General features: G+C 42.3%; 7 protein-coding genes. 1 reads left to right on the top strand and 6 read right to left on the bottom strand.

Annotation, left to right across the window (positions count from 1 at the left end; all coding sequences use genetic code 11):
• Nucleotide 1: 1 nt before the first annotated feature.
• The 5 genes from CH352_RS04660 to CH352_RS04635 all read right to left on the bottom strand — a co-directional run bounded on the left by CH352_RS04660 (nt 2) and on the right by CH352_RS04635 (nt 11335).
• A complete protein-coding gene (locus CH352_RS04660; RefSeq protein WP_100705446.1) occupies nt 2-5470 on the bottom strand; it encodes a beta strand repeat-containing protein in 5469 nt (1822 codons plus the stop codon).
• A 365-nt stretch (nt 5471-5835) separates the two neighbouring features.
• Nucleotides 5836-6510: an LIC11874 family lipoprotein gene (locus tag CH352_RS04650; RefSeq protein ID WP_100705448.1), complete on the bottom strand. Its 675-nt coding sequence runs from the start codon at nt 6508-6510 to the stop codon at nt 5836-5838.
• 89 nt (nt 6511-6599) lie between these two features.
• Nucleotides 6600-7955 carry an ammonium transporter gene (locus CH352_RS04645; RefSeq protein ID WP_100705449.1) on the bottom strand — a complete coding sequence of 452 codons (1356 nt, stop codon included), beginning with the start codon at nt 7953-7955 and terminating at the stop codon, nt 6600-6602.
• Between the two features lie 59 nt (nt 7956-8014).
• The gene (locus tag CH352_RS04640; RefSeq protein ID WP_100705450.1) at nt 8015-9871 is read right to left on the bottom strand and encodes a SpoIIE family protein phosphatase; all 1857 of its coding nucleotides are present in this window, start codon (nt 9869-9871) and stop codon (nt 8015-8017) included.
• 237 nt (nt 9872-10108) lie between these two features.
• Complete coding sequence (locus CH352_RS04635) at nt 10109-11335, bottom strand: alpha/beta fold hydrolase (protein ID WP_100705451.1); 1227 nt, start codon at nt 11333-11335, stop codon at nt 10109-10111.
• Between the two features lie 99 nt (nt 11336-11434).
• Between CH352_RS04635 and CH352_RS04630 the strand changes: the two genes are divergently transcribed.
• Nucleotides 11435-11869 (top strand): hypothetical protein, encoded by a 435-nt coding sequence (locus CH352_RS04630; RefSeq protein ID WP_100705452.1) that lies wholly within the window; start codon nt 11435-11437, stop codon nt 11867-11869.
• 1 nt (nt 11870) lies between these two features.
• On the opposite strand, the gene CH352_RS04625 is transcribed toward CH352_RS04630, so the two are convergent.
• The gene (locus tag CH352_RS04625) at nt 11871-13418 is read right to left on the bottom strand and encodes a glycerol kinase 5 (RefSeq protein ID WP_100705453.1); all 1548 of its coding nucleotides are present in this window, start codon (nt 13416-13418) and stop codon (nt 11871-11873) included.
• Between the last annotated feature and the right edge of the window lie 58 nt (nt 13419-13476).

The following is a 13476-nucleotide window of genomic DNA, read 5'->3' as shown; positions in this document are numbered from 1 at the left end:
CTTAATCCACCTGACGGAACACTTTGATTGCGTCTGTTCCCGTTCCAGAAGTCACATAAATATAATTGTAGAATCCGTCGGAAATCGAAGTAGATGAGATAAATCTTATATACAACGGACTAACGGTACCCAATCCGTTTGTTCCTTGCTGGCTCCATCCTGCACTCGACATCGTTCCGGAAGTTGCAGGAACATTTGTGCTCGAGATCCGGAACATTTTGACCCCATTCGTAGGATCATCAAATCCTACATACAGAACTCCGCTACCGTTATTCTGAAGAATGCTGATGGCATTAGCAGTTCCTAAATCGGTTTCAGTTCCGGTAATGATTCTAGTCCAGTCGCCAGGGTCACAAGTGCTTGCTCCTCCGCTAGTTGCGGGATCACATTTCCAAAGTTCTCCTCTCAGATTCGTTTGGCAGTCCTGTAAAGTATCCGTATTTGTGCAAGTGGATCCTACGGCCACGTTTCTTGCCATATACAAATGACCGTTAAAATCCAGAAGTTTAGGAATTCCTCTTTTTCCAGGATTTACTTTTTCCAAACCGGAAGGTTGTGGAGGAAGCACTAGAGTAGTTCCAGAGAATCCGGAAGGAGTAGCTAAAGTTGAAGAAGTGAATCCGCTGAAATCAGAAGAGTATCTGATCCCTCCGTTATTTGCAACGTATAAGTTCCCGTTAAATTTCAGAATGGAATCTATTCCCACAACTTTGGAAGTATTCTTAAGATTATCCGTGGAAGCTGCTTTTCCAAGATTGTTTACACTTCTGATACCCATGTCCGTTCCGGAAGCGACGGATACGACTCCTCCACTCGCGGTAACAGTATGATGAGTCAGAATAGGAGCCTGCGTTCCATGGGCCGAAGACAATCCCATATAAACATGGTTGTCTACAGCATATAAAGTCTGAACTGATTTAGTATTGGCACCGCCGGTCGCGCTAAATCCAAATTCAGTCCAAGGCAGAATAATATCCTGGCTTTGAGTGAAGTAACCCCTGGTCACTCCGTCTTTTAACGGGCCTGCGAGAAGTATTTCATAATTTACTCCTCCAATTGTAACAACACCTGAATTGAAACCTACAACCCCTCTTTCTCCATTAGGTCCCATATTGGTTCCGCAGGTATTTCCCAAACCATAACCGAATCCGGTAGTGCCAGAACAGGTTCCTGTAGAATAAGAGAATGTAGCTAGAACAGTATTCGTTCCATCCGGATAGAATCTGAATGCAGCGTTATTGATGTCGTTCGTTCCTAAATACACTCTTCCACCGTAATTAAACGCGAAAGAGAACACGCTACCATCCGTAAACGGATCAGAGAAGAAAGTACCGTTGGAGAAACTATCCACACTTGCTCCTTTTCCTAAGAAAGAAGCACGGTCCAGAGGAGAAGCCTGCACCTGTCTCTCTGTGTTGGAAAGAAGAGTGTTTGCATCCAAGATACTTCCCCAGCTCGTATCGCTGAACCCATCTCCATCCACGTTATTTGCAATAATAAGAGAATAAGCAGAACCTGTTTGAGGAGAACTATGAGTAATCGTAACTTCGTTCTGTAGAGTTCCTCCTAAAGAAGCAGAAGTGATTGATCCCAAACTAGGCACGAATTTATATCGTTTCGCACATTCGGTCGCAGTAGTACATCCTGCAGTACCCGCAGCATCGTTTCCAGCAACGGGACTTCTACTCAAGATCAACTTCACAGTATTTACAGTAAGTCCGACTGCAGACACAACTTTTAATCTTTCATTTCCCTTAAAGGTAAGAGCATTCGGGATTCCCATGGAATTAGGAGTCGGGCTTGCGATATCCGTAACGTTCGAAGCAACTGTGACCTTATAGTAAATATCACATAGATTCGTGGAGAGATTGATCTGAACTGTACTACTATTAATGATTGTAGTAGAAGTTTTGACCGGATCAGCGCATGCATCCGAAGTAGATTCCGCAATTGTAATATTAGATAATAGATTCGCTGCGTTTGCTGTTCCATCCATCAACATCGCTTCCGAAAATGCTATCGTAACGGAATTAGTGGTCACATTTATCACAGTCAATACGTAAGGCGGGATCGTGTCTGTGAAGAATGAACCTGAGATCGCATTTACTCCTGAAATATTCGTGCTCGTATTCGCAACACTTGCCTGGTCGGTAATCGTACCAAGGATGGTTATAGAATCACCTGAGGCTACCGAACTTCCTGAACCGCTGAACGCCAAAGTAAGCACATCTCCGTCTGTATCCCAAGTTGCAGAAGAGATATTTCCCCAAGCATGAGAAGAAGATAAATCTAAAATAGAAGAGATCGTGCCGCTTGTAATGGAGGCCTTATTGGTAACTTCTGAGAAAGTAAGGACCAAGGTGTCATCCGAATCCACACCTACTGCAGAATTAACATTATCATAAGCGATTGCAGTTAATAAAACTGGAGGAGCCTTATCCGAAGTTACGGAACTCAAATCAGCATAAGTAGCAAGTTCCACACCGGAGGAATTTCCTTCCCAACGATTACTACTATAAGTATAAGCCACGGTATGAGCACCAGTACCTAAAACAGTCGTATCGTCAGTAAATATGGTAACTATAGAGTCATTTGAAACTCCAGGATCATTATTCGGAGAATTGATCGTACCGGTCCCGCCGCTCGCAGAGTCGATCCTGACTGCAGGAGCTCCTCCGAAAGTCCAACGAGATGCATCCGAATTTCCGATAGTAGAGTCGCTGATATTTTCGGAGAATACAAGTTTGATCTGATCAATGTTTCCATTCTTGTTCGTATCGTATAAACTTACGCTGGTTAAAGTAGGCCCGCTGACTACGGTTATGGATTTAGAAACCGTATTTCCGGTATTATTCGCGGCGTCATAGATTGCTCCGGAACCTGCAACTAAGTCCGATCCGTCATCCGAGCCTATGAAAGAAGTATTTCCTACAAAAGTTGCATTGAAACCCGAATCCGCAGCGCAAGTATCGGAACCCATAGAGGTTAAACTTCCCACACCGGTTCCGTTCCCGTTCGTGTATGTTATATTAGCAAATGTTAATTCTCCACCGGATCCGCAAACGGGAGCACCCGAATTGCCGTATGTCGCTTCGGAGAAGGTCACAATCAAATTAGTGCTGCCTGCATTCGCAGAAGCAGAAATGATCTTAGGCTTTGCCCTATCGCTTTCTATCACTGAAGCGGAGAATATCTGTGCTGCTGTTTTTGCCCCAGAAGCAGAAGTAAGTCCTGGAGTGGAAGTAGTAGTAAGATCCGGCTTAGCTCCAGTATCATAACTGCTTCCTTCTGCAAATTTCACGTATATAACGGAATCATTAACTGAATCTGTTTCTGGAGCTTCTGTTCCATGAACGAGTACAAGGCTAGAATATCCTGCCACACTCCATGCTACTTGAGAATTTCCCGCAGAATTTAATACATATCCAGGAAAACTAGAATCCAAAACAGATTCGGAGAATGTAAGTTTATAATGATCTATCTTACCATCCGAGTCCGCATCCATGGTTTCCGCAGAAGTGATCCCTATTTCATCATCAATAATGGTGAAAGTAAAAGAACTATCGGGTCCTAAACTTGCGTTAGAAGGATTTTGAAGACTCAAAAGAACGGTTTCATTACCTTCGAATGTTGTATCTTGAGCTACCGCAATAGTAACCGTTTTAGAAGTTTCTCCAGGAGAAAAAATAACGGTCAAAGGAGAACCGATTGCAGTATAGTCGGAACCGGAAGTAGCAGTTCCCCCGGAATCTACAACTTCTACTTGGACAGTTTGTGCAGAAGCAGCGGACAAGGATAAGGATACTGTTCTGTTCGCACTGGACTCATCTGTAGAATTACCTGAAGTTCCTACAAACTCCACTTCAGGAGCGACATCATCATCCAAAATAGAAACAGTAACCGCTGTAGTACTTCCTAAAACTACACCACTCGGATTGGAAAGAGTGATCGTGAAAGACTCTGTAGGCTCGTCCAGTAAATCGTTATTGATACTGAAATCTATCGTTTCACTTGTTGCAGGATTTGTAATAGTGACAGTCCCGGAAGCAAGAGTATAGTCCGTACCGGATCCGGTTGCAGAACCTGCAGTGACCGCATAATCAACAGTTACAGAACCAGGCACTGCGCTTGAAATAGAAACGGTGGCTGAACCAGTACCGGCATTTTCATTCACAGAAAAAGCATTTGTAGAAAAACTAATAGTAGCTGCGGAAGTATCTATCACAAGGGCCTTGTTAGAAGCCAAAGAACCGGAAGCTCCTGGACTAGGAAGCGTCAGGACTGCTGAATTGCCTACAAGGTCCTGAATAGTACCGGAGCTAAGACTGCCTGTAGCCACGTAATCCAAATCCCCATTCGTATCGCCTGAAGTAACAGTATATTGAAATACTAATGTAGAACTACCTGAGCCGGAAACATAAGTAGCCGAATTATCCGCAGAACCTGTTTCCAAAAGTAAACTAGGAGTACCGGATACATTCACAGGTTCATCAAAAACGACTTGGATGGAAATTATAGCTCCGATACCGTAAGTACCGTTCGCAGTAGTCGCAGTTACGTTCGTTACCGTAGGAGAAACAGTATCGATAGTGATCGTTTTACTCGCGCTAACAGAGCCGCTCACCCCAGGAATAGCCAAGGAAAGAACAGCCGCGTTACCCGCTTTATCCAGTATAGAACCACCAGCGCTTAAATGAAAAGAACTAGAATCTACATAATCCAAAGCGGAAGTATCGTCCGGACTAGAAACAGTAAATGGAAAAGAAAGAGTAACACCGGACTGAATACTGGAAAAATTAATCGATCTACCTATATTCAGATCAATATAAGGGGTACCAGAAACGGTTACAGTTTCCGAGAATGTCACGGTTACTTGTAAATTTGAACCAGGACCGTAAGTATTGGTAGCGTTTGGACTACCAGTAGAACTCACCGTAGGAGCAATTGTATCGATTTCTAAACTTTTATTAGCACTCAAAGAGCCTGAAGCGCCAGGAGCAGGAAGAGTAGTAACTTGCGAAGAACCGCCAGAGGACAATACACTTGCACCGTTCAAAACGAAAGAATTCTGATCCAGAACATCCAATTTCGCGACATCTTCCCCGGAAGCGACTGTATAAAGAAAAGATAAAACCTTAGAACCTGAACCGCTTTGGTAAGATGCGGATCCACCATTATTCAAAGTTAAAGAAGGAGTACCACCGCTAACGGTAACAACATTAGGAAAAGAAACGGAGATATTTAAGGAAGAACCGGCCTTATAAGCTCCGTTAGAATTGGCTGAACTTATAGAAAGAGAAGTCGGGACAGGAGAGCTAGAAGATCCAGGAAAAAGCATCATCGGACCACTTCCACCACCTCCTCCTAATGTAGACAAAAGCACTGTGAGTCCCGGCCAAGCGGTACAGTTTGATAAAAACAAACTCAAAAGAAGTGTTGAAAAAATACCGGAAAAATTTTTAGGTCCCATGATGAATCTCTATCTATATCTTAAGATGTATGACGGAGTAATCTGAAATAAACTTAAAGTATATTAAGAAAACATGACAAACGAGATAAGAGCTTTAAGAAATGCTAAAGAACCAAAAGTTATTAGATATCCATGAAACAAGTAATAAAGAAAGCTAAAGATGAGATGAAAGAATTTCAAAAGGCGAGCATGTGTATTTCTAGGGAATACATAATAATGGAACTTCGGCAAATATGTGTCAGGCAGACCTGTCAAGAATCAAAACGAAGACAAGCCCAGCCTTACAAAATTGATAAAAATCAGAATGTAATTACATCTGTAGGAATTCTTAGAAAGATACGTCGAATTAAATGAGGCGTTTTATTTCAGAAAACAAACGTGATCCTGTAATCCCAGGATTTGTTCCCAAACTTCTCTACGGTGTCTGCGAGAGGCAATCGATAAGATAGTCTTCCTAAACTTTGCTCTCCACGATTCGTATAACAAACGGAAGTGATCGGAAAATTCACTTTGAAGTTAAGCGCATTCCCCCGGATCAATCTCAAAGTCTCACTCAAGACTTTTTTCTCTCCATCCATCTGCATGGATTCCATAGATTTACTGATAGAAGGGAATTCTCTTTTGATATAGATAGTATTCGCCTTCTCTTTTTTGATCTGAACGTTTCCGATTAATACATTCTCTAATTGGGAAATATCAGTGAAGTCCACTTTGTAAGTAACCTTCGCTTTTTCGCGGAATGCACCAGGTTCCGCTTCGGAACTTTCTAATTTTTGAAAGGAATAGTCTTTTAGAACGAGACTTTTGGAAAAAAATCCTTTGTTCAATCTGCTCTGGATCTCTTCTTTTCTAGTAGGAAGGAATTTAATCAGAGATTCTTCCGACTTACGCTTGGTGGGGACCACGTAGGAAATTTCCAAAGTGCCACTTAGATTGGAATTGATTGTCAAAGTTTCTTCATATTCGAAGCAGCCGAAAAAAAGAAAACAGAGTAAGAATAGCGATTTTTGGAAGAAGCGGATGGAAAAACCCGAACGCATACCTCAATTCGGACGGAACCTTTCTTTTTCGTCAACGGTAAAAGAAAACCCCCGCAGTCAGTGCGGAGGTTTTCGTATATTAGGTAGTCTTATTTGGAAATTGGATACGCTTCGTTTCCGTGTTCCAGAATATCCAAACCTTGGATCTCTTCGTCTTCGGAAACTCTTAGACCGATGGTAAATCTAAGCGCCAAGAAAATCACTAAACTCGCTCCAAATGCCCAAACAAATCCGATCCCTACACCTTGTAGCTGGATCAACAACTGATCTATGCCACCACCGAAGAATAAACCGTTCACTCCTCCGAAAGCTTGCTCTGCAAATAGACCCGCAGCGATAGTTCCCCAAGCTCCACAAATACCGTGGACAGAGACCGCTCCCACAGGATCGTCTACGTGGATCTTATCGAAGAATAAAACGCTGAATACTACAAGCACCCCGGCCACAAGCCCGATAATGATCGCAGAACTGATACTTACGTTTGCACAAGGAGCCGTAATTGCCACAAGTCCTGCCAATGCGCCGTTCAAGGTAAGACCTATATCCGGTTTTTTGAAAAGGATCCAAGTCACAATCATAGAAGAAACTGCACCGGCGGCTGCCGCAAAGTTAGTCGTAACTGCGATAATCGCGAATGTTCCTCCGTTTACGGAAGTAGTAGATCCTGGGTTAAACCCGAACCAACCTAACCATAGAATGAAAACCCCTAAAGCAGCGATCGTCATGTTATGACCTAAGATAGGAAGGACTTTCCCGTCTTGGTATTTTCCGATACGAGGCCCAAGCACTATAGTTCCGGCAAGTCCTGCCCATCCACCTACAGAGTGAACCACAGTGGAACCGGCAAAATCTATAAATCCGGATTCTACCAAATAACCTTTGTTATCCGGATTGAATAAGTTCGACCATGCAAGCGATCCGAAAACAGGGTATACAAACGCAGTGATCAATACGGAGAAGATCACGTAGTCCACGAACTTAGTCCTTTCTGCCATAGCTCCTGAAACGATAGTTGCAGCCGTTCCTGCGAACACCAATTGGAATATGAAGAATGTAAACTTACTCGGATCAGGTTTTCCGTCTACGATCAAAAGACTATCTGCCAAAGATATGGAACCGAATCCGACACCACTAAGGATCTGAGGTCCAAACATGATCGAAAATCCGATCAACCAGTAAGCTAAAGAACCCAAGGAAAAGTCCATGAAGTTCTTCATTAGAATATTTACCGTATTTTTTGCTCTAGTAAACCCGGCCTCGACCAAGGCAAAACCAGCCTGCATAAAAAATACCAAAAAGCCCGCGATACAGGTCCATAACCAATTCGTTTCATCTCTTAAAGTTGCAACTGCGCTTAACGCGGATTCGGCGGTCGCAGGAGCCGCATCATCGGCCCAAATTCCGCTCGAAGCAAAGGCGAGCGTAAGTAATATCAATATGCGCATATTTTTCCTAAATCTCCTATATATTTTTTAAACACGATTCCTGAACTTCGCTTATTAATTTAAACCGCTTCTTTTCTTTGTTCCGAAACGACTAGATCTCCTGATTTTCTTTTTACTAATTCCTCCAACTTTTTAAGGGAAATTTTTAGATACTCATTCGTAGGCGCACTTTTAATCCCTTGTTGCAGGACCTTGATCGCCTTAGGAGTTTCATTATCTTTCAGATAACATCTAGCCAATCTTAAGCTGGACTTTGCGTAAGTATGGTCGATAGCGAGGGAACGTTTTAACGCTCTCTTTGCCTCCGGAATATTCTCCAGTTCGTAATACGCTCTTCCCAAAAGATAATGGATATGTTCGGATTCTTCTCCGCTGGTTTTGATATACTTCTCCAAGAACTGTACGCTCTTTTCGAAATTTCTATCTCTGTAATACATTTTTCCGAGAAGGACCAAACTGTCTTTGAGAGACTCATCCATGGAGAATACTTCCAGGGCCTTGTCGTATGCGACTTGGTCTTTCTTAGCTTTTGCAGCGGACTTTGCTAAAGAAAGTAATGTCTTTGCTTTTCCAAGTTCAGGATTGCATTGGAGAGCAAGTAAAGAAACGTCGTCACCATTTCTCATATCTCCTTTATATCTTTTGAATCTTCCTATCAAGGAACCGACCAGGTCGGAAACATAGATTTTATCTCTTTGCTCTTCGATAGTCGATTTTTCTTGGCGGATCCATTCTATAAAGCGTTGGTTTCCTAACTCTTGGCGTTGTTCATTCTTCTGTTCCGTTATGCCATCCGTTGGTAAGAATAAAATATCTCCGGGAAGTATTCTTCCGTGTTTCTCTTCGAAATTACTTCTTTCTACTTCAAAAATACCAAGAGGAACTCCTTGAGTATCCAGCTCTTCTATCCTTCCATGACCGTTATGGTAATGTAGCATTTTCTGGTGAGCCGCATTCACATAAGAATATGTATAGTCACTATATACTTTCAGGATGAATGCCGTGAAATAAGTGCCATCCGGAAGCTGTGGCCGAATGGATTCACCCAACTCGGCCAAAGTTTCGGATAGTCCCATACCAAGGGAAGTACAACGTTGAAATTGGTAATGGATGGACATCGTAACTAACGCGGCAGGAATACCATGCCCCGACACATCCACTATGATCGCAGTGATCGAGTTTCCTTGTCTGACCACATTAAAGTAATCTCCGGAAACTTCCGTCATAGGTTCATAATATGTTCCGAAATGTAGACCGTTCCAAGGGGCAATCGCAGTTTCTACGATCTGGCTTTGGACGTTACGCCCCATTCTCATATCCCATTCCAATTGTTTCAGGATCTGAGCCTCTCTTTCATTCGCATGAACCAAACCTTGGATCAAACGAACGCTTGTGATCGCAAGAGCAAGCTGGGAACCGAGTGCTTCTAAGATCTCGAGATCATCTTCTCTATAGAAAAATTCAGTGTCGGATTCTACCGCAATCGTTCCGAGACAATCTTCTTTGTACATGATTGGAACGCACATAACGGCTCTGGTGGTTTCTCCCTCGTCTATGTATTCCGCATGATGTGTTAAGTCTTGGATGAGCAAGGGCATTCGGGTTTTAAAAGTAAATCCAGAATAACCTTCGTCCTGACTAAGATCCCGACGAGGTGGTATTGTTTCTTTAAAGAAGCGAGAAGGAACTAGAAGATTTCCCTTCCACATCCTAAGGGTGGTATTATCGCACTCAAAGATATCCTTACAAAGGCTGATTACGATATCGTAAAGTTCCTCTTCCTTATCCGCATTTGCGAATTCCTTACTGATATAAAGAAGGATATCGATCTTATTCTTCTCGGTTAAACCGCCGACGACCTTCCTTGCACCCCTAAAGTTAACGACTTTTCTTTGCCCAAATTTGAGTTCTATCATGGTCAAGCACCTCTACGTATCCGATTCTTTTTCTCTTTGGATTCGTTTCGCTCTACCGAGATCTTATGCAATTAGCGTACCAATTCTTCAGATCTAAGTATCATGCCCAAATTGTAGGTACAATTTCAGAATATGTCTATAATATAAGCATATTTATATTGAGACATACTTAGGATTTGGTGAGATATGAGGAAGAATGCTACTCTTTTAAGGTGGCAGATTAAGGATTATGTCGGATTAGGATCGAACTTTCTGCCGAAATTTGCGTTTTAATCTAAAAAACCAGCTCTGCTTTTTAGAAGTCCCATGTTCTCTTAAGAAGCTTTCAACTTTGGGAAATACATCGTCTTCCGCCTTCTCCGCTAGGATTAAACACCCGTGACCGTAATCATCGCTGGCACCTTCTTCCTTTGAGATCACATAAAATTTTTTGATCTTAGTCCCAGCTCTTTCGTATACGAATCTAACTGTGTCAGGAGTTGCGATCGCGTCATTTGCACCCGCAATAAATAAACTAGGAACAGTGATCTCTTTCTGGAGATCTATATAATCATAAAATCCATTTAAGGAACTCATCTTCTTTGTCTCTATCCAAGACATGAACTGTTCGATTAGTCCTTCGCTGATATTTTCAACTGCGTTCTTCATCACCTTTTTAACTATTCTAGGTCGGGTTGCTTTAGGATTATAAAGTATCTGATCGATAGGAGTGTAAATTTCTCCGGCCAAAGGTGCGAGCATAGAAGCTCCGAACTTCAGATCCAAAACTTTTCTAGCACGAGGAAATCTGGAAAGTAAACCGATCAGACTTAAACCCAAATGATTCAAATTTCCTGGGCCACCCAAAGAAACAAAGCTTGCGATCTTTTCTTTTTCGGACTTAGACGTGATCCCTAAGTAAGAATAGAAGATCATGGCCCCCATAGAATGGCCTACCCAGTTTACACGTTTACTATCCGTTATAGAAAGCACCTTGGAAATGATCGCAGGAACATCATATTTTACTATATCATCAAAAGTGAAGTCTTCATAGCCTCCACTACTTTCATGGTAGGAACTCCCGGCACCTCTCAGAGAAACTGCAAATACCTCGTAACCTCTGAGCTTCAGATAATAAGGAAGAGAATGTCGTTTGTCTAAATCGATCACATATTTGTTCGTAGCAATCCCATGTACCACAATCACTGGTGCGAGTTCAGGATTCGGAATAGGAGGAATATGTCTGTGTAACGCAATATTCCATCCATCTTTAGTTTTTGCAAAATGGAGTTCGTCCGCAATATCTTCCTGTCCGTACAGTCGAGAGAACCAGTCCAATAAAACAGGATACAAGACCAGTACGGCGATCAGAAATAAGGAAAATAGGATCGCCAGAGAAGATGCAAAGACCGCAAAAAATATAATCGCGAAAAACGTAGTGATCAGATAAAAGGGGCCTCTTCTATTTTTCAGGATCGCGATCACAACAGGAGAGGATCGTTTAAGACAACACGAATGTCAAGTATTCCCAAACATGCTTGCCTGGATTTTTAACCGGATTAAGATGACGAAATAGTTTCTCCAATGGATAAAAAGTTAGATTACAGACTTTATCGTTCTCCCTCCGGCTGGTATAGTATGGTAATCCCAGGCCATTGGCAGAATATTGTGATCGAAGGCATTCCCGCTTTTTTTGAGGAGAATGGTACAGGTGCCATGCAAGTTTATGCTTTCGAAAATAAAGAAGGCAGCTTCGAACCTGAACAAGAATTAGAAAGATATCTTGCGACCCATAAAATAGAATACGTAAGAGAAATGGCTGCTTTCTTTGAAAATAACGAAGGCTCCAAGATCATCGCCTGCGAATTCTTAAAAGAAGATGGAAGGCATTGGATGGTCTATCTTGTCTCCGCTAAAAAAAGAATGATCTTAATCACTTATAATGGAGACGAGGAGCCTACAGAAGAATTGGCTGAACAATTGACCACAGTAGTTAGCTCCATTCGTATCCAAGAGTAATTTAATCTATCTTCAGAGTGGATTGAACTGCTCTATGCCACCGTTCCAATTTTAATTCCCTGAACTTTGGATCCATCTTAGGTTTAAATACTTTATAACCTCTTTCAAGTTTACTCAATTCTCCTAAATTTTTCCAATAACCGGATCCAAGTCCCGCAAGATAAGCGGCACCGGTAGCGGTCATATCAGGCTCAGGTGCACGTTTTACCTCTACATTACAAAAATCCGCAAGACATTGTAGAAGTATATCCGATTGAGAAACCCCTCCGTCCACCATAATAGAACGCACTAGAACATTGGTGTCCTTCTTGATCCCTTCTAATATATCAAATAAAGATAATGCGATTCCCTCTAAAACTGCTCTTGCAACATGTCTTCTATGAGTTGCTAGAGAAAGTCCGAATACGGAAGCCTTCGCATTCGGATTAAAATGAGGATACCTCATTCCGGAAGCGGTAGGAACGAAGACCACTCCTTCAGTATCGTTTGTTTGAGAAGCAAGTTCATTCAAAACTTTAGGAGTATCTGAAAGGCCGATCCCTTTTCCAAGCCAATCGATCAGGGTTCCCACCGTACCCGTATAACCTTCTAACATATAAGTTGCTTTTCCGTTAAGTCTCCAAGCGACTAGCGGGAACAAACCTCTTTTAGAAATTTTAGGTTTATCCCCCATATTCATATCCACGAATGCGCCGGAACCTTGGGAAATTTTAACTCCACCTTTTTCGAAACATGCGTGTCCGAATAGCGCCGCCATCTGATCTCCCACCACTGCTCTAATCGGAATTCCAGCACCGAATAGAGAAGTATCCGTAGTTCCGAAATCAGCAGCAGTATCTTTTACATTCGGAAAAATTTTCGTTGGAATACCGAAGATCCCGCAAAGAGGAGCATTCCATTGTAATTGAAAAGGATTGAACATCCCGGTCACTGTAGCGTTAGAAGGATCGCTGATATGTTCCTTTCCTTTTGTGAGTTTGTACACGAACCAAGTGTCTAATGTACCGAAAAGTATCTCACCCTTCTTCGCTCTTTTTCTAAGTTCAGGATTTTTGTCGAATACCCATTTCAAACGAACGGAAGCATGATCCGTTGTGAACTTGAGCATATATGTAGCGATCAACATTGGATTGCCGGTAAATGTTCCTAAGATCCTGGATACGAATTGGATCACTTTCCAGATCTTATTTGCATTCATCTCGGCAGAAGTTTGTCCTGCTCTTACGTCGGCCCAACTAATCAGCTTAGTTAAAGGTTTGCCCGTAGATTTATCCCAAAGAAGAAACGATCCTCTTTGGTTGCAGATCCCAAGTGAATCCACGTTTGCAGCCTGGAACTTTTTGTTCTTAAAAGTTTTCTTAAGAATGGAAACAAGTGCCTGCCAAAGTTTTTCGGGGTCGTGCTCTAGAGCGCCAGGCTCGCTTACAATAGGAGGAGTTTTTTCGTACTGGCGAGAAACTATTCTGCCCTTCTTATCGAACAAGATAGCTCGGATCCCACTTCCTCCACTATCAATAGAAAGAATATATTTTTCTTTTGTGGCAGCCATGACTCTCTCCAATTTTTTCTGAGGTAGAATCGTTTAGGATTCGGCCGCGTCAATAAAA

It is taken from the genome of Leptospira hartskeerlii (genome assembly GCF_002811475.1).
GTDB classification, from domain to species: Bacteria; Spirochaetota; Leptospiria; order Leptospirales; family Leptospiraceae; genus Leptospira_B; species Leptospira_B hartskeerlii.
Note: the sequence above shows the minus strand (reverse complement) of the source record. Positions and strands in the feature narration are given on the sequence as shown.

Excerpts from the sequence above, each read along its gene's own strand:
- CH352_RS04650 (WP_100705448.1), bottom strand. The coding sequence starts at position 6,510 with ATGCGTTCGGGTTTTTCCATCCGCTTCTTCCAAAAATCGCTATTCTTA.
- CH352_RS04625 (WP_100705453.1), bottom strand. The coding sequence starts at position 13,418 with ATGGCTGCCACAAAAGAAAAATATATTCTTTCTATTGATAGTGGAGGA.
- CH352_RS04630 (WP_100705452.1), top strand. The coding sequence starts at position 11,435 with ATGGATAAAAAGTTAGATTACAGACTTTATCGTTCTCCCTCCGGCTGG.
- CH352_RS04660 (WP_100705446.1), bottom strand. The coding sequence starts at position 5,470 with ATGGGACCTAAAAATTTTTCCGGTATTTTTTCAACACTTCTTTTGAGT.
- CH352_RS04640 (WP_100705450.1), bottom strand. The coding sequence starts at position 9,871 with ATGATAGAACTCAAATTTGGGCAAAGAAAAGTCGTTAACTTTAGGGGT.
- CH352_RS04645 (WP_100705449.1), bottom strand. The coding sequence starts at position 7,955 with ATGCGCATATTGATATTACTTACGCTCGCCTTTGCTTCGAGCGGAATT.